Genomic DNA, 17651 nt, shown 5'->3' on the forward strand with positions numbered 1-17651 from the left:
TGTCCCGCCTCAGCGGGAGGCGTCCGCTCAACCCCGCCCCGGATGCGACTCCGGGGCAAGGCCGGGACAGCGGACAGACCCGGTGGTGGTTTGGCTGGACACCCCGCGGTGGTTTAAGGCTTCAGGGGGGGCCAGTGCAGTTCCTCCGCCGTAGCCTTGGCGTAGGAGCGAGACTGGCGAACAGCCGTGACGATGATCTAGCCAAGGCATCCATCAGGTCACAAGTGGCCCGCTCGCCCACGCATGTGCCCGTGCGCCAGGTCGCGCTTATCTTTGACTTCACATCCTCACCATGAGCACCCTTTCGCTCCGCACCGAACTCTCCGAGCTCATCGCGAAAGAGAAGAACGCGTCCTTGCTGGAGGTATTGAAGGACATACTGAGTGGGGGTTCGAAGAATGCCCTGCTGAAGGCCAAGCTCACCTCACGGGCGCTGAAGGCTGAGGAGGACCTTGCAGCAGGAAGGGTGTTGAGCACCGCTCAAGTTCGAGCCCGTCTCGCTTCACGCAAGAAGAAGTGAGGCTCAAGGTTTCCGAGTACGCAGCAGCGCGGCTCGACGACATCTGGGACTACTACGCCACCGAAGCCAGCGAGCGCGTGGCTGATCGGATCACCAAGAAGATCGTGGACGACATCGACTGGCTGGTGGACCACCCGCGAGGTGGGCAGTACGAACCGCTCTTGGATCACCTCGGCTTGGGCCATCGGCGTAAGGTCAGTGGCAACTACAAGATCATCTACCGCATCATCGGCGACCTGATCTTCGTGTCGGACATCTTCGACGCGCGGCAGGAACCGGAGAAGATGGTGTGGTGATCACGGCTTCACGCGGCTGGTTCGCCCGCACCTCCAACACCAACCTCCCGCTCGCCCCATCCCCACTGGTCCAGCACCATGCCTCGTGCAGGCCGATGCGCCCATCGGGGAGCAGCTCCGGCGTTGACCGGCACACACCGGTCATCCCCTCGCCGCGGTCGTTCATCGGGTGGGAGCGTGTGTCCAAGCAGCCCTCGGCATCCATCAAGGCGATCAACTGCCAACTGACGATGCGGCCACCGGTATAGCTGCAGGTGACGATGCGGCCGGTCTGCCTAGTGGAACACCACTTCGGGCGAGACCCCGCCATTGGCACTGTTGCTCACGGGGATAGCGCCGGCGTGGTAGTTGATCATGGGGTGTGGGCGGGCGTGTGAAGGTCCGACAGCACCGAGATGGAGCGCACGAACCGATGCCAGCCGCAAAGCGCCCGCTTAAAGCAGAACTCACTGCCAGCGAAGGTCCGGGTGGACATCCTTCCCGCTAGCTGACCGTATCTTAGCACAACAAGAGCCACGATCATGTCCGACGTCGAACTGAAGAAACGCCTCATCAGCCGCATCCAACGGTCGCGCAACCCGGCCCTGCTGCGCGAAGCGTTCAGGCTGCTGGGTACCGATGCCGCCGACCTGGAGCCGTACAAGCTCACCAAGGAGCAGCAGGCTTCCGTGAACCGCGGCAAAAAGGATGTGAAGGCAGGACGCACGCTCACCGAGCGTGAAGCCAACAAGGCCGTGGACGAATGGCTCGGCAAATAGTCTGGTCAGCCAACGCCCAACGCGAACGGCTGGAGATCCTGAAGTACTGGGCCGACCGCAACGGCTCCACGCGCTACAGCGAGAAACTCGACGCACTGTTCCGCGCCTCGCTCAGACTGGTCGCAGCGCATCCCAAGATCGGGCGCACCACCACGGACCCTGACGTCCGGATGAAGAGCGTCGGCGACCACATGCTCTTCTATTCCTTCAATGCACAGGTGGTACACGTGCTCTCTGTGTGGCACGGCAAACGCGACCCGAAGGCCAGGCCGTTCTGAATAGCGGCTCCGAGCCCCTCCGCACCGCTCCCTCACCGCACCTCCTCCAACACCGAGCTCCCGCTCGATCCATCCCCACTGGTCCAGCGCCATTCCTCGTGCAGGCGGATGCGCCCATCGGGGAGAAGCTCCGGCGTTGACCGGCACACGCCCGTCATCAGGACGCTGCGGTCGCTCACCTGGTGATAGCGCATGTCCAGGCGGCCCTCGGTATCCATCATGGCGATCAAGTGCCCGCTGACAATGCGGCCACCGGAATAGCTGCACGTCACGATACGGCCCGTCTGCTGGTAGTGGAACACCACGTCGGGCGAGACCTCTCCATTGGCGCTGTTGCTCACGGGCACGAAGCGGCGGTCCTGGTAGTTGATCATGGGGTTGGGGTTCGCATGTGAAGGTCCGGTATCACAGCGATAGATCTGCACGAAGGGGTGCGAGGCGCAGGGCGACCGTTCAAGTGTAGGAGACAGTCCCGGACCGGATTAGGTAGCCAAAGGCTACCGTGCTCCTGTTCTTGTCGAGCGTAGCCACAGGCTACGCTCAGTTGCGCGCACGCTACGGCCAAATGGGGGAGACCGCTGCGGAGGCTTCTTGGACACCCTGCAGCGGTGTAGAGGCTACTCTCTGATGCGTACCCTGCGGTGGGTCGGGCTAATTACTGATGGTGGCCTGGAGATGCGGGGACACCCTGCGGTGGCATAACTTGCCGCAGGGCCGAGCCATAGCGGCGGAGGCGCTGAGCAGGTTAGTGTGATGTATCAATGGGTTGAAGTAAAACTCCGACTACTAAAGCCATTTTTGTCATGACTAGCATCTTAACCATTGTTGTACTTATTGGGGTGTTGTTCCTTCTGATTGTCGTCCCATGGGCAGACATCCTTGCAGGAATAGGTGCCCTACTACTTCAGTTGGGCGCCCTTTTACTTGGGATTTATCTATTTACACTTGGCATCAGCATGAACTCAATCTGGGGAGGTATAATTGCTCTAATAGGACTTATAATTGGATTTGCAGGAGGGTATAATCTCTACACAATATTTCAAGGTTTAAATCGAAAATAGAGTTGGGTATGACACTCTGAATCGCCTTATGATCAACACTCCTGCCTCCGAACGCCAAACAGAATCCCCGGAGGTTCCTTAACGTGCTTGGAAGCTTCAATGTGGAAAACCTGCTTGTCATCCACGAAGAGAATGCCTTTCACGCAGTCAAGCAGAGTCTTTACCATGTTGTCTAAATCAACGCGTTGAACGTACTCCTGTGGGCCGTTGATTGATATGAGGACATCAAGTCTTTCCTTGTACGGCATGTCAGGATCGCGACCGAGGAACTCGACTTGCTTGCGCAATGCCTCAACGAAAGGTCGATAACGCTCCTTTCGATTTCGCATCTGACCGGTTGGCAAAGGAGTTTCCAGTATCGCTATAAAGAACTTCTCCCAACCCACTGTGTAGAAGGTCGCCGGCTTATCCAGCCGATCCTCTTCCGCTATCACCTCTGGAGGTATAGACGAAATCTGCCCTTCTCGTAGAAAGTCGAGCATTCTCGGTTTCATAGCCTTGGGTTGTCGCGCGACCTTCTTCTTCTTCGGCATGCCTCCGAAATTACGCGTAGGCCTCCTAAGTCCACGCGGCCATCGCATTCATACCACTCTCTTCACCCACAGAGGAGTAGCTGGATAGCGAGAGAAGTCCATCGCCCCATGATAAGCCTGGCACTTGTCGCGTACCCGAGTCAGGTACTTTTCTATTCTATCCGAACTCATGCCGCCTGCACGAAGAAGAGATGCTCTGCATGCCGCAACCGATTGGAAGTATGCCCTGTACCGATCATTCTCATTGAACGGAGGTTCGTCTTCGCTTGCGGTTAGATGGGCGAGATAGTTGCGCGTGTTCCTCAGCAACCAACGAAACGCCCGTATATCAGGTATGCCCAAGAGCTTCCATTCGGCATCGAAGGTTGAGAGCTTCGTTACAAGATTCTCGTCCGTAGAAGTGGGTCGGAGTTCACCATCCCTTGCTTCGAGAGCGCGAATGGCAGAGAACAGCCTATCCTCGAAACTTCTGCTCGGATAACGAATGAGACCTGCAATCTCACCGAAGGAAGACAACCGCCATGACTCGGTAAATCCAAATCGCATTAGCCCGCCAAAGTCTTGCTGAATCTCGTTCAAGGGCAGTGCGAAGAACGAGGTCGCTTTGGGAGATGAGGGTTGGTCCGTCTTGGCTTGTTGGGAGATATGGGTCATTCTCCCCCCCCCAGCATCATGAAGGTGACTGATCGACCATCCTTGCGGCTTGAACGCGAGGAAATCCAGCATTGCTCGAAGGCGATTCAACTCCTCTATCCGCAAGTGCCAGTCTGCATCTACATCATGCGCAATGGAAAAAGATGTCGCAGGGCTTAGTCGATGGTGATCCGTCGCATCCCAATTGGCCTGAAAGCCTGTCTCGAAGGTCAACCTCGCCGCAGGAATACCCCAGTCAACATTGAGGTCGATGTTCTTTGCGCGAATGGTGTATTCGTCATCTCCTGTCCATACTAGATTGAACGGATTGTGTCCCAGGAATGAATCACCCTCTGGGAAGCTAGAGCAGGCATAAATCGCCCCTTTCATCGGCGAATTCAGTCCCTCTCCTAGTAACAAAACCGCCTTCGCAGTATAGCGGTATTCATGATTGAGTCCTATGCTCCGCGCTTTGTATGTTGCCTCTGGAATTGCCACTACACCGATTCCTGAAATACCAGCAAGCAAATCATTCAACGTACGAGGGAATTCCTCCTTGGCCATAAAGTCCAAGACGACACCTTGACGTGGGTCAAATTTGAACCTGGCATCGAGCACCAACGAATCGGCACCAATCGGAATCGTGAGCCTTGCCCAAGCCTCGAACGGCTCGTTCCATGACTTTCCCATTACTTGAGAGTTTAGAGTGTGAATCTATCCCGCGTGAGCGATTGCAGCGGGTACCACGCAGCGAGGAACCAACAAGGAGTGCGAGCGGATAGGGCGAGAGGTAGGACGTTGAGAATAGCCAGCCCTAGCCCCAATCCCAATCAACGATGGCCAGGCCAACAACCATATCGTCAATAATCTCACCGGAAATCTGCGCACTAACGGTGACATACTTACAATCAACCCAGTGCTCGCGCTTCGTATTCCGAATCACCTCAGGCTCTTGAACAAGGTCGCCGTCGTGTGTAATTCTTTCAACGTATTCCCAACTGTGCTCTTCTGTATGTCGCTCGATATGCACACTGAACTCGTACTCTGCTAGGACATCCACATTCAACACCAATGTACCATCAATCTTCTCGTATACGTAGTATTCCAAAGTTTCAACATTACCCCAACCCGTCGGCTCGAAAGGGTCACTAATGTGATCACGGCCAGTAAGTTCCAAAGCATCTGTCAGGCGATCAATAGCTCTTTGCTCCACAATCGATAAAATCGCCGCTTCGATTTGACCGAAGTCGAGCTTCTCTTTCACCCATTCTGCCGTAATGAACTCGACGCGAGCTGCCTGCGACTTAATGAGTTCGTCTATGGAGGTGAAGTATACTACCTCAACTTTCCTGGCCTTTGCCTCCTCGATCAGTTCAGGCGCTAGTTGAGAACCGGCGCCATCAGCGAACTCCTTCGAATTTGAGGACACGAAGACAACTCTTTTGTCCACGCTTGTTTCTGCATAGTCCAATACGGTAAGCCACAGCAGAGCATCGCGAAATTGTTGGCCGTCCCTGTGCATTGGCCTCCGTCTATCAACTGCGCGTGATACTATATCAGGGAGGTACTCATTCTTGTAAGGCACGACTTCATTCGGCTTGGTACACAGCCTTGCGTGGAGGCAATTCACGTAATGGTTGACCTCACCTTCAATGTCTGGACTCGGCACAGCAATGGGCGCAATTGTGGTCGGAATGCCGCGGAGCGATTTTTCAGCTGCTTTGAGCTTATCAATCCGCGCGAGCAATTCCACTCTGTAGTTGTGCCTTGCCTCCTCCAGCACAATAGAGCAGAGTACAACCCGTGACCGGGTCTTTGTGACGTAGTCGACTAAGAGGTCAATTGGCGAACCATTCAATGAGAAATGGTGCCGCAGGATGTTGCTGTCGAGAACTACATCCATGACCGTTCCATTTACCTGCTCAGATACATTGACCTCTCCCCATACACCTGCCGGAAGAACGGGTCCTTCAGATCCTTGATGAAGTAGATGGCTTCACCGGTCGATTTCATTTCAGGCCCGAGGCTCTTGTCCACGTTGGGGAACTTATCGAACGAGAACACCGGGACTTTAATGGCATACCCATCCAGCCGCGGCTTGAACTGGAAGTCCTTCAGCTTGGCGCCGAGCATCACCTTGGTGGCCCAGTTGACGTAGGGCTCACCGTAGGCCTTGGCAATGAAGGGCACGGTGCGGCTGGCGCGCGGGTTGGCTTCGATCACGTACACCACTTCGTCCTTGATGGCGAACTGGATGTTCACCAGGCCCACGGTGTGCAGGGCCAGCGCGATCTTGTGCGTGTGCTCGCGGATCTGCTGGATCACCTTCTCGCTGAGGTCGAAGGGCGGGAGCACAGCATTGCTGTCGCCGCTGTGGATGCCCGCCGGCTCGATGTGCTCCATGATGCCGATGATGCGCACCATCTCGCCATCGCAGATGGAATCGCTCTCCGCTTCGATGGCGCCGTCCAGGAAGTGGTCGATGAGGATCTTGTTGTCGGGCATCAGGCGCAGGATGTCGAGCACCTGGTCCACGAGCTCCTCCTCGTTGATCACGATCTTCATCTTCTGGCCGCCGAGCACGTAGCTGGGGCGCACCAGCAGCGGGAAGCCGAGCTCGCGGCTCAGCTTCACGGCCTCCTCGGCGTTGTTCACCGCACCGAAGCGCGGGTACGGGATGTTGAGGTCGCGCAGCAGTGAACTGAAGCGCTCGCGGTCCTCGGCCATGTCCAGCGCGGCGTAGCTGGTGCCGATGATCTTGACGCCGTACTTCTCCAGCTTCTCGGCGAGCTTCAGCGCGGTCTGCCCGCCCAGCTGCACGATGACGCCCTCGGGCTGCTCGTGCTGGATGATGTCGTAGATGTGCTCCCAGAACACGGGCTCGAAGTAGAGCTTGTCGGCCGTGTCGAAGTCGGTGCTTACCGTCTCCGGGTTGCAGTTGATCATGATGGTCTCGTAGCCGAGCTCCTTGGCCGCGAGCACACCGTGCACGCAGCTGTAGTCGAACTCGATACCCTGTCCGATGCGGTTGGGGCCGCTGCCGAGCACCACGATCTTCTTGCGGTCGCTCCTCACACTTTCATTCTCCTCCTCAAAGGTGCTGTAGTAGTAGGGCGTCTTCGCGGGGAACTCACCGGCGCAGGTGTCCACCAGTTTGTACACGCGTTTGATGCCGAGCTCGTTGCGCTTCTTGTACACCTGGCTCTCCAGGCAGCCCAGCAGGTGCGCCACCTGGCGGTCGGCGTAGCCTTTCTGCTTGGCCTCGAAGAGCAGGTCGCGCGGGATGGTGTCGAGCGTGAACTTCTCCACCTCCTTCTCGGTCTTGATCATGTCCTCGATCTGCTTGAGGAACCAGATGTCGATCTTGGTGAGGTCGTGGATCTTCGAAAAGGGGATGCCGAGCTTGATGGCATCGTACACGTGGAAGAGGCGGCTCCAGCTGGGGTTAGCGAGGCTTTCCAGCAGCACGTTGGGGTCCGTGGTCTCCTTGCCGTCGGCGCCCAGGCCGTTGCGCTTGATCTCCAGGCTCTGGCAGGCCTTCTGCAGCGCCTCCTGGAAGCTGCGGCCGATGCCCATCGTTTCGCCGACGCTCTTCATCTGCACGCCCAGGCGACGGTCGCTGCCCTCGAACTTGTCGAAGTTCCAGCGCGGCACCTTCACGATCACGTAGTCGAGTGTGGGCTCGAAGAAGGCGCTGGTGCCGGTGATGGGGTTCTCCAGCTCGTCCAGGCGGTAACCGATGGCGAGCTTGCTGGCGATCTTGGCGATGGGGTAACCCGTGGCCTTCGATGCGAGCGCGCTGCTGCGGCTCACGCGCGGGTTGATCTCGATGGCGTCGATGTGCTCGTGCTCATCGGGGCTCACCGCGAACTGCACGTTGCAGCCGCCCGCGAAGTCGCCGATGGCGCGCATCATCTTGATGGCCTCGGTGCGCATGCGCTGGTAGGTGCGGTCGCTGAGGGTCATGGCCGGCGCCACGGTGATGCTGTCGCCGGTATGGATGCCCATCGGATCGAAGTTCTCGATGCTGCAAATGATGGTGACGTTATCGTCCTTGTCGCGCAGCAGCTCCAGCTCGTACTCCTTCCAGCCGAGCAGGGCCTTGTCGATCATCACCTCGTGGATGGGGCTGATCTGCAGGCCGTGCTTGAGCAGCTTGTCGAACTCGGCGGGGTCCTTCACGAAGCTGGCGCCGGCGCCGCCCAAGGTGTAGCTGGCGCGGATCACCAGCGGAAAGCCGAACTCCTGCGCCACCTTCTTGCCTTCGAGGAAGCTGGTGACGGTCTTGCTGGGCGCCATGGGCACGCCGATGCGCTCCATCAGCAGGCGGAACTGCTCGCGGTTCTCGGTGATGTCGATGGCCTTGGTGTCCACCCCGATCATGCGCACCCCGTACTGTTCCCAGATGCCGAGCTTCTCGCACTCGATGGCAAGGTTCAGCGCGGTCTGTCCGCCCATGGTGGGCAGCACGGCGTCGATCTTGTGCTTCTTGAGGATCTCCTCGATGCTCTCGACGGTGAGCGGCTTCAGGTACACGTTGTCGGCCGTGACCGGGTCGGTCATGATGGTGGCCGGGTTGCTGTTGATCAGCGTGACCTCGATGCCTTCGTTGCGGAGGGAGCGGGCCGCCTGACTGCCGCTGTAATCGAACTCGCAGGCTTGGCCGATGACGATGGGTCCGCTGCCGATGAGCAGGACGGACTTGATGCTTTGATCTTTGGGCATGTCCGGAGGGTATCCGGGTCGCGAAGGTAGCCGCGCCATACCGGCCGGGAATGGAATGTGGAAAAGGCGGGGGGATCGTGGAGAAAGGACGGATTCCTGGAACGCCTACTTTCGAGCCATGCGGTCCATTTCAATTGCTGCAATCGCCATTGGGCTTTGCCTGTTCACCGCCTCCTGCCGGAAGGAGAGCCCGTCTGACGCCTCCCACCAGAGTACGCCGTGCGGGCAGTTCGATGGGATCCTTAGGCGCGACATCAACGGCACCATCATCCCGATGCAGCCCGACTGGACCGATTGGCTCACCACAGATGATTGGTGCCCTGAGGCAGAGTCCTTGTTCCGCCCTGTTCCCGGGCTCTCATGGGCTGCTGAAGACACCAGCGCCCTGTTCGCTGCGCTACCGAACCCTGCGCAGAGCCAGTTCATGTTCGTTTGCGTCCGGGACTCGGCTGCTTACGTGGATGTGCGTGTCGTCCGCGAGAACATGCAAGTCCTGTTTCAGCTGGATTCGTTGACCGAACATCGGCTCATCTTCGACCTTGCTGGGGCCTCGGTTGCGCAAAGCGAGGTGATCCGTGTCTATTACCGCATCGTTCATCCCGATGGCACGGCGAATCGCGGCCACGGCGATGTGGAGCGCGCGCTCTAGCCTTTGGCGATAGTTTTGGAATCGTCCTGGCGGGGTCATCTCCATCATATTGCTGCTGTTGGCCGTAGGCCTTTATTCACCCGCACCTGACCACGGTCGAACCATAGGTCGACGCTACCGCCCCCATGCGCATCGACAAATTCCTCTGGTGCGTGCGCCTGTTCAAGACGCGCAGCCTGGCCACCGAGGCCGTGCGGCGCGAGCAGGTGCAGGTGAACGGCCGCGCGGTGAAGGCCAGCGCCGAGGTGAAGCCCGGCGACCGCATCGCCCTGCGCGAGCCGCCGATCTGGCGCAGCTGGGAGGTGCTGGCCCTCCCGCCCTCGCGCGTCGGCGCCAAGCTGGTGCCCACGCTCCTGGCCGAGCGCACGGATTTCGCCGACCTGGAGAAGCTGGAGATGGCGCGCCTGGTGAAGGCGCAGCATCGCGCGCCGGGCGAGGGGCGGCCCACCAAGCGCGACCGGCGCCGCCTGGAGCGCTTCCAGGACGAAGGCTAGCGTTCCGTCCCGCGCCCAACCGCCGGTCACGCGGCTTAACGTCTTTTCATTTCCCTTAACAGCGCTTCGGAAAGGCCCCGGATAGCTTCGACCCACCAAACCGTCAAGGCCATGCTCAAGGCATTCCTCTTCATACCGCTGGCCGCCGTGCTGCAGAGCGGACAGCAGGACCCGGTGCCGCCCGCGCCCGACCGCAAGGTGCGCATCGAGATCGTCAGCACCGAGAACGGCGAGACCAAGCGCATCACCAAGGAGTTCGATGCCTCCGACGACGCCCAGGTGGAACAGGCGCTGCGCGAGATGGGCGTGCTCAAGCACATGCGCATCGGGCCCGGCGAGCGCGACATCACCATCGACATCCGCGGCTTCGGCGCCGAGGAGGACGGCATGGCACGGCTGCGCTTGGCACCCGCCCCGCCAGCGCCGCCGGCACCACCGGCTCCGCCCGCAGCACCGCAAGAGCCGATGGCCTATCTCGGCGTGAGCACCCGGGGACTGGAGCAGGACGAGCAGGCGAAAGCGAAGGGGAAGCAGGGCGCCGTGGTCATGGAGGTGATGGACGGCAGCCCCGCGGCAGCCCTTGGCCTGAAGGAAGGCGACATCATCGTGAAGGTGGGCGGACAAGCAGTGGACGGCCCCCAGCGCCTCTCGGAGCTGGTGCGGGCGATGAAGCCGGGCGACGCGGTGAAGGTGGAATGGCTGCGCGACGGCAAGGCCATGAAGGACGGCGTAAAGCTCGCCGAACGCGAGGCGGAGGCCTACTCCTTCAGCTTCGATGCCGATGCGATGAAGGAACTGGCCGAGCGCGCGCACGCGGGTGCCTGGGCCAGCGAACGGCAGGCTTTCCTGGGCGTCACGCCCGCTGAGGGCGATGGCGGGCAGCCCGGCGTGGCCATCGGGAGCGTGGAGTCCGGCAGCGCAGCGGAACAAATGGGCCTGGCACCCGGCGACCGCATCACGGCGATCAACGGGGAGGCCGTGACCGACTTCCCCGGCCTGGCCGCGCGCATCAAGGCCATGAAGCCCGGCGACGAGGTGACCGTGAGCGCACTGCGCGACGGCATGGCCCAGGAGCGCAGCGGGACGCTGGGCGAGCGCCGCACGCACGCCTACATCAGGCATGGCGATGAGGGCTTCGAATGGCAGGGCATGGCCCCCGAGGACCGGGAGATGCTGCGCCGCGAGATGGATGAGCTGCGCCGCGAGATGGACGAGCTGCGCCGGGAGCTCGGCAAGGATATGAAGCGCGAGGTGCGCGTTCGCGTAGAGTCGCGTGCGCTCACAGCAGAGGAAAAGGCCCTGCTGCGCGACAAGGGCGTGGCGGTTGACAAGGAGCTGCAGCTCGACCTGCAGGTCTTCCCCAATCCGAGCGCCGGGTTCTTCCGGCTGCGGTTCGATGTGCCCGAGCGCGGCGACCTCAGCGTGGATGTGCACGACGCCAAGGGCGAGCGCGTCCACCAGGAGCGCATCGTGGGCTTCAAGGGCCGCTACGAGCGCACGCTCGACTTCAGCGACCGTGCCGCGGGCAACTACTACGTGGTGGTGGCCCAGGGCGGGCGCACCGCCACCGCCAAGCTGGTGAAGGAGTGAGCCGCTCCGGCGCTCACCGGGGAAGGGCCGCAGGGCCCTTTCCTATTTTCACCCCATGAACACGCTCGTTAAGCTGCTCATCAGCACCATCGCCGTGCTGATCGCCGACCTGCTCCTCCCCGGCGTCTCGCTGGGCAGCATGGACACCTTCAACGGCGTGCTCACCGCCCTCCTCACCGCGGCGGTGCTCTCCCTGCTCAATGCGCTGCTGAAGCCCATCCTCATCCTCTTCACGCTCCCGATCACGGTCTTCACGCTGGGCCTCTTCCTGCTGGTGATCAATGCGGGCATGGTGCTGCTCGCGGCCAAGCTGGTGCCGGGCTTCCATGTGGACGGCTTCTGGTGGGCCCTGGGCTTCAGCATCCTGCTCTCCGTGGTGCAGGGCCTGCTTCAGAGCTTCGACCGGAAGCAGCCGCGCAACGAGCCCTGAGCGGCCGCGCGGCAACGCCTAGGGCCGCCCCGGCGGAGCGGCCCTAGGATGCGACCCGGATGGAAGCGGCGGTTCAGTTGTCGCCGTCCAGCAGGCGTCCCAGCCCGCCGAGGATGCTCCCCTCCTCCTTGCCACGGCCACCGGCGCGCGGCGCGGCGGCGATTATGTTGTCCGCGAGCCTGCTGAAGGGCAGCGATTGGATCCACACGTGGCCGGGGCCGCGCAGCTGCGCGAAGAAGAGGCCCTCGCCGCCGAAGAGCGTGTTCTTGATGCCGCCCACGAACTGGATGTCGTAATCCACGGTCTGCGTCATGGCCACCAGGCAGCCGGTGTCCACGCGCAGGGTCTCGCCCGGGGCGAGCTCGCGCTGCACGGTGGTGCCGCCGGCGTGGATGTACACCTGGCCGTCGCCCTCGAGCTTCTGCATGATGAAGCCCTCGCCCCCGAAGAGTCCGGCGCCGAGCCGCTTCTGGAACTCGATGCCGATGCTCACCCCCTTGGCAGCGGCCAGGAAGCTATCCTTCTGGCACACGAGCTTGCCTTGGAAATCGCGCAGATCCAGCGGCATGATCTTGCCAGGATAGGCCGCCGCGAACCAGGCCGTACGGCGCACCTGGCTCTGGTTGGTGTAGGTGGTCATGAAGAGGCTCTCCCCGGTGAGCACGCGCTTGCCCGCGCTGAGCATCTTGCCCAGGAAGCCCTGCACCTGGCCGCGCCCATCGCCGAAGATGGTCTGCATGGCGATGCCCTCATCCATCATCATCATCGTGCCGGCCTCGGCGACAACGGTCTCACCGGGGTCGAGCGTGATCTCCACGCATTGCATGTCGTCACCGACGATGCGGTGATCGAGCTCATGGGCTTGGCGGTTCATGGTCATCGGTATTCTGGGGGCAAAGCTATCCCGGGCGGCACCTGCCGCCCCGCCGCCCATCCCGTACTTTCGCCGCTCACGCGCTGCCATGGCATCCACCGCAACGAAGAAGGACCTGAGGAAGCCCGCCCCCCCCGACCAGGGCACGCTGCTCCGCGCCTGGGAGCTCCTGTGCACGGCCAAGGCCATGACCGAACTGTACGAGGAGCACTTCAAGCTCACCAGCAAGTACGTGCATGCCACCAGCCGCGGCCACGAGGCCATCCAGCTGGCGCTGGGCATGCAGCTGAAACCGCAGGACTTCGTCGCGCCCTACTACCGCGACGACAGTATCCTCCTGGGCATCGGCATGGAGCCCTATGAGCTGATGCTGCAGCTGCTGGCCAAGCGCGAAGACCCCTTCAGCGGCGGCCGCACCTACTACGGCCACCCCAGTTTGCGCCGCGAGGGCATGCCGCGCATCCCGCACCAGAGCAGCGCCACCGGCATGCAGGCCATCCCTACAACGGGCATCGCCATGGGCCTGTGGTACAAGGAGCAGGCGGGCATCGCGCACGACCTCAACGGCTCGAAGGACCAGGACGCGCCCGTCGTGGTGTGCTCGCTCGGCGATGCATCCGTGACCGAGGGCGAAGTGGCCGAGGCCTTCCAGATGGCGGTGCTGAAGAAGCTGCCCATCATCTACCTGGTACAGGACAACGAATGGGACATCAGCGCCAGCGCCGACGAGATCCGCGTGGGCGATGCGAGCGAGTACGCCAAGGGCTTCCCCGGCCTGGAGGTGCGCAAGGTGGACGGCGCCGATTTCATCGCGAGCTACAGCACCTTGAATGAGGTGATCGGCCTGGTGCGCAAGGAGCGCCGCCCCTTCCTCGTGCATGCCAAGGTGCCGCTGCTCAACCACCACACCAGCGGGGTGCGCATGGAGTTCTACCGCAGCGAAGAGAACCTGGCCGAGCATCGCAAGCGGGACCCCTTCCCCCGCTTCTTCCAGCAATGCCTGGACAACCGGCTGCAGCTCGATGGCCTCAAGCAGATCGAGCGGAAGGCCATCGCCCGCGTGAAGGCCGACTTCGAGCGCGCCCGTGCCGCCGATGATCCCGCGCCGGCCGACCTCACCACGCACATGTTCGCGCCCACGCCGATAACGGATGAGCAGGGCGAGCGCGCACCCAAGGACCGCCAGCCCACCGTGATGGTGGACAGCGCGCTCTTCGCCATCCGCGAGCTCATGCAGGAGGATCCGCGCTGCCTGCTCTACGGGCAGGATGTGGGCGCGCGCCTCGGCGGCGTGTTCCGCGAAGCGGCCACGCTCGCGCGCGATTTCGGTGGTCACCGCGTATTCAACACGCCGATCCAGGAGGCCTTCATCATCGGCAGCACCGTGGGCATGAGCGCCGCAGGGCTGAAGCCGATCGTGGAGGTGCAGTTCGCCGACTACATCTGGCCGGGGCTGAACCAGCTCTTCACCGAGGTGGCGCGCTCGTGCTACCTCACCGTGGGCAAGTGGCCCGTGAGCTGCATCCTGCGCGTGCCCATCGGCGCGTACGGCAGCGGCGGCCCCTACCACAGCAGCAGCGTGGAGAGCGTGCTCTGCAACATCAAGGGCATCAAGGTGGCCTACCCCAGCACCGGCGCCGACCTGAAAGGGCTGATGAAGGCCGCCTACCACGACCCCAACCCCGTGGTGATGCTGGAGCACAAGGGCCTCTATTGGAGCAAGATCAAGGGCACCGAGGAGGCGAAGACCGTGGAGCCCAGCGCCGACTACATCGTGCCCTTCGGCAAGGCGCGCCTGGTGCTGGAAGCCGAAGCCGATGCGGTCGCCAAGGGCGAAGCAGCGGTGATCGTCACCTACGGCATGGGCGTGTATTGGGCGAAGGCAGCCGCAAAGGACTTCCCCGGCCGGGTCACCATCATCGACCTGCGCACCCTGGTGCCGGTGGATGAGGAGACGGTGATGAGCGCCGTGCGCGCGCATGGCCGATGCCTCGTCGTCACCGAGGAGCAGCTCACCAATTCCTTCGCGCAAGCCTTGGCATCGCGCATCGGTAATGCCTGCTTCGAGCAGCTCGATGCGCCGGTGCGCACGCTCGGCTCGGTGGACATGCCCGCGATCCCGCTGAACAGCACCTTGGAGGCCGCGATGATCCCGAGCGCGGAGAAGGTCGCAGCGGCGCTGAAGGAGCTCCTCGCCTACTGACCGTGGAGGAGCGCTTCATCCGCGTGCAGCGCACGGCGCGCTACCATGTCCTCGGCACCTTGGAGGCATCGCCTGAGATCTGGATCGTGATCCACGGCTACGGGCAGCTGGCGCGCTACTTCCTCAACAACTTCAAAGGGCTTGAAGAAGGCCGCTGCCTCATCGCGCCGGAAGGCTTGAGCCGCTTCTACCTCGATGCCCAGCACAGCCGCGTGGGCGCCACCTGGATGACCCGCGAGGACCGGCTGCACGAGATCGACGACCATGTGGCCTACCTCGATGCGCTGGTGGACGAGGTGCGGAAGCAGGCGATTCCTACCGCTTCGCTGAACGTCCTCGGCTTCTCCCAAGGGGTGGCCACGGCATCGCGCTGGATGACGCGCACCGACCATCGCATCGCGCGGCTGGTGCTGTGGGCGGGCTCATTGCCGTCCGAGCTGGATCGCGAGGCGCTGGCCCGATGGCGCGGCACAACCGTGGATGCCGTGCTCGGCGACGCGGACGAGTTCGCAAAGCCCGATCAGCTGGATGAGCAGGTGAGGAAGCTTCAAGGGGCTGGCCTGGACGTGAGGAAGCACCTCTTCCAAGGCGGCCATAAGCTGGATGCGGTGACGCTGGCCCGCGTGATCGAGGCGACGTGATCAGAAGCTCGCCGGAGGCCTATTGTCCTTCCACGCCAGCAGCTCATCGAGCGAGCGCACCGCCACGCTGTGGTAATTGGCGCGGGCATTCGCATAGATGGCCTGCGCCATCACCCGGCCCTTCTCGGTCTTGATGAGCGCCGTGTAGAGGGGCATCAGGAACTTGCGGCGGCCCACATCGGTGAGGAAGGAGTCGAGCTTGGCGAAGGCGGGATCATAATCGTTGCGGATGCACTGCTCCAGCCACGCGGCCAGCACCTCCGCATTGCCGGTTCCCGTGAAGCCGAAGGCCTTGTCGAGCTCCGCCATGCGAGCTTCCTCCAGGCCCTCGGGCAGGTGCCGCACGAAATGCATCCACTGGAAGGTGACCCACCCCTGCGTGGCCAGCGCGGCTGCCGGCGTACCCGCCGCCCAACGCGCGAGTTCGGCATCCACCTTCACGAAGGCATCGCTCGCCGGCTCGATGGCCGTCTTCGGCAGGCCCGGTGCATCGATCCATTCGCCCAGGTCGAGGCGCACCCCCTCGGGCTCCAGCAGCTGCTCCTGCAGATAGGCCGTGAAGGCATCGGTGGTCATGGTCTTGAACGCATGCGCGTCGAAGTAGCCGCGCAGGAAGGCATCGAAGCGCTCGCGTCCCACACGCTCCTCGATCAGCTTCAGCAGGGCGAAGCCCTTCTCATAGGCTACATCGTTCATGCCATCATCCGGGTCGCGCCCCTCCAAGTGGAGCCGCAGGTGCGTATCCCCGGCGCGGCCCTTGGCCTCCAGGGAGGCAAGCGTCCCGCGGAGGTCCTGCCGCCCCAGGAGCTGGAGCATACGGGCGTACTCATCGCCATAGACCGCCTCGCATATCCGGTTCTCGAAGTAGACCGTGAAGCCCTCGTTCAGCCAGAAGTCGTTCCAGGTGGCGTTGGTCACCAGGTTGCCGCTCCAGCTATGCGCCATCTCGTGCGCGATGAGCGCGGTCAACGACCGGTCGCCCGCGATGATGGTCGGCGTGGCGAAGGTGAGGCGCGGGTTCTCCATCCCTCCGAAGGGGAAGCTGGGAGGCAGCACGATCACATCGTAGCGGCCCCAACGATACGGGCCATAGAGCCCTTCGGCCACCTCGAGCATCCGCTCCATATCGGCGAACTCCCAGGCCGCCTTCTTCACGGTGCCGGGCTCGGCATAGACGCCGGTGCGCTCACCGATGCGCTCGAAGGCCAGGTCGCCCACGGCCAGTGCGATCAGGTAGGCCGGAATGGGCTGTTCCATGCGGAACGAATAGGTCCCGTCGCCGCTCAGCGCCTGCGGGTTCTCCGCGCTCATCAGCGCCATGAGCCCCTGGGGCACCTTCACGCGGGCCGTGTAGGTGAAGCGGATCCCCGGGCTGTCCTGGATGGGGATCCAGGTGCGTGTGAGGATGGCCTGGCCCTGGGTGAAGAGGAATGGATGCTGCTTGCCCGAGGTCTGCTGCGGCTGCAGCCACTGCAGCGCCCGCGCGCCGGGGCCTGTCCGGTAGCGGATGCTCACCTGCCTGGTGCCCGGCTCCAGCGCCACCTCCAGCGGCCGGCCCAAGAAGGTGCTGTCACCGAGCGTGTAGGCGGCCGCCTTGCCGTCGTCGAGGAGGACCTCCTCGATCGTGAGCCCTTCCGTGTCGAACACGATGCGGGAGGCATCCTTCACCGCGATGTCGTACCGGGCGGTCCCGCTCACCCGTTGGACTTCCATGTCCACTGCGATATCCAGGTCGAGGTGCGTGATGCGCGCCTCCTGCGGACGAGCGTAGCTGTGGGGGTCCATGGGCTGTGAAGGTTCGGTCGCGTGCGCGGCATCATCCGGCTTCCGGTCCTCACCGGAGCAAGCGGCGAGCAGGGCGGCCAAGGCAAAGGCCGCCGAAAGGTGTGTCTTCTGCATTTCCGTGGAGGGCGCCAAATGTAGAGGCCGCGGCAGCCGCTGGCGGGGGCCATTTGACCAACCGTTG

17 protein-coding genes are annotated in these 17651 nt (G+C 62.3%); 10 read left to right on the forward strand and 7 right to left on the reverse strand.

Annotated features, from left to right (window positions below; all coding sequences use genetic code 11):
• Positions 1 to 292 precede the first annotated feature (292 nt).
• The 4 genes from QY325_09895 to QY325_09910 all read left to right on the forward strand — a co-directional run bounded on the left by QY325_09895 (position 293) and on the right by QY325_09910 (position 1852).
• Positions 293 to 520, forward strand: a complete 228-nt coding sequence (locus tag QY325_09895) for a hypothetical protein (GenBank protein ID WKZ65074.1) — start codon at positions 293 to 295, stop codon at positions 518 to 520.
• A complete protein-coding gene (locus tag QY325_09900; GenBank protein WKZ65075.1) occupies positions 517 to 816 on the forward strand; it encodes a type II toxin-antitoxin system RelE/ParE family toxin in 300 nt (99 codons plus the stop codon). The genes QY325_09895 and QY325_09900 overlap by 4 nt, the downstream gene beginning before the upstream one ends.
• Before the next feature lie 521 nt (positions 817 to 1337).
• Entirely contained in the window at positions 1338 to 1574 is a 237-nt protein-coding gene (locus tag QY325_09905; GenBank protein ID WKZ65076.1) for a hypothetical protein, read from the forward strand.
• Positions 1559 to 1852, forward strand: coding sequence for a type II toxin-antitoxin system RelE/ParE family toxin (locus QY325_09910; protein ID WKZ65077.1), 294 nt, complete (start codon positions 1559 to 1561; stop codon positions 1850 to 1852). The genes QY325_09905 and QY325_09910 overlap by 16 nt, the downstream gene beginning before the upstream one ends.
• A 32-nt stretch (positions 1853 to 1884) precedes the next feature.
• Here the strand turns inward: QY325_09910 and QY325_09915 are convergent, their stop codons facing one another.
• From QY325_09915 to carB, 5 genes are all read right to left on the reverse strand, one after another.
• Positions 1885 to 2226, reverse strand: coding sequence for a n-acetylglutamate synthase (locus tag QY325_09915; protein ID WKZ65078.1), 342 nt, complete (start codon positions 2224 to 2226; stop codon positions 1885 to 1887).
• Between the two features lie 719 nt (positions 2227 to 2945).
• On the reverse strand, positions 2946 to 3446 hold the full coding sequence (locus QY325_09920) for a RusA family crossover junction endodeoxyribonuclease (protein ID WKZ65079.1): 501 nt from the start codon (positions 3444 to 3446) through the stop codon (positions 2946 to 2948).
• Positions 3447 to 3494: 48 nt separating this feature from the next.
• Positions 3495 to 4769 carry a hypothetical protein gene (locus QY325_09925; protein WKZ65080.1) on the reverse strand — a complete coding sequence of 425 codons (1275 nt, stop codon included), beginning with the start codon at positions 4767 to 4769 and terminating at the stop codon, positions 3495 to 3497.
• A 124-nt stretch (positions 4770 to 4893) separates the two neighbouring features.
• The gene (locus tag QY325_09930) at positions 4894 to 5982 is read right to left on the reverse strand and encodes a PIN domain-containing protein (protein WKZ65081.1); all 1089 of its coding nucleotides are present in this window, start codon (positions 5980 to 5982) and stop codon (positions 4894 to 4896) included.
• Positions 5983 to 5993: 11 nt separating this feature from the next.
• Complete coding sequence (gene carB / locus QY325_09935; GenBank protein WKZ65082.1) at positions 5994 to 8804, reverse strand: carbamoyl-phosphate synthase large subunit; 2811 nt, start codon at positions 8802 to 8804, stop codon at positions 5994 to 5996.
• A gap of 118 nt (positions 8805 to 8922) precedes the next feature.
• Between carB and QY325_09940 the strand changes: the two genes are divergently transcribed.
• The 4 genes from QY325_09940 (at position 8923) to QY325_09955 (ending at position 11967) form a co-directional block, all read left to right on the forward strand.
• Positions 8923 to 9453: a hypothetical protein gene (locus QY325_09940; GenBank protein WKZ65083.1), complete on the forward strand. Its 531-nt coding sequence runs from the start codon at positions 8923 to 8925 to the stop codon at positions 9451 to 9453.
• Between the two features lie 125 nt (positions 9454 to 9578).
• Positions 9579 to 9947 carry a S4 domain-containing protein gene (locus tag QY325_09945; GenBank protein WKZ65084.1) on the forward strand — a complete coding sequence of 123 codons (369 nt, stop codon included), beginning with the start codon at positions 9579 to 9581 and terminating at the stop codon, positions 9945 to 9947.
• A gap of 111 nt (positions 9948 to 10058) precedes the next feature.
• Entirely contained in the window at positions 10059 to 11537 is a 1479-nt protein-coding gene (locus tag QY325_09950; protein ID WKZ65085.1) for a PDZ domain-containing protein, read from the forward strand.
• A 55-nt stretch (positions 11538 to 11592) separates the two neighbouring features.
• Complete coding sequence (locus QY325_09955) at positions 11593 to 11967, forward strand: phage holin family protein (GenBank protein WKZ65086.1); 375 nt, start codon at positions 11593 to 11595, stop codon at positions 11965 to 11967.
• 73 nt (positions 11968 to 12040) lie between these two features.
• On the opposite strand, the gene QY325_09960 is transcribed toward QY325_09955, so the two are convergent.
• Entirely contained in the window at positions 12041 to 12841 is an 801-nt protein-coding gene (locus QY325_09960) for a TIGR00266 family protein (GenBank protein ID WKZ65087.1), read from the reverse strand.
• 88 nt (positions 12842 to 12929) lie between these two features.
• Here QY325_09960 and QY325_09965 point away from each other — a divergent pair, with 88 nt between their 5' ends.
• Positions 12930 to 15044, forward strand: coding sequence for a thiamine pyrophosphate-dependent enzyme (locus QY325_09965; GenBank protein ID WKZ65088.1), 2115 nt, complete (start codon positions 12930 to 12932; stop codon positions 15042 to 15044).
• Between the two features lie 2 nt (positions 15045 to 15046).
• Complete coding sequence (locus QY325_09970) at positions 15047 to 15685, forward strand: hypothetical protein (protein WKZ65089.1); 639 nt, start codon at positions 15047 to 15049, stop codon at positions 15683 to 15685.
• On the opposite strand, the gene QY325_09975 is transcribed toward QY325_09970, so the two are convergent.
• A complete protein-coding gene (locus QY325_09975) occupies positions 15686 to 17470 on the reverse strand; it encodes a M1 family metallopeptidase (protein WKZ65090.1) in 1785 nt (594 codons plus the stop codon).
• Between the last annotated feature and the right edge of the window lie 181 nt (positions 17471 to 17651).

Source organism: Flavobacteriales bacterium (assembly GCA_030584065.1).
Lineage (GTDB): Bacteria > Bacteroidota > Bacteroidia > Flavobacteriales_F > PHOS-HE28 > PHOS-HE28.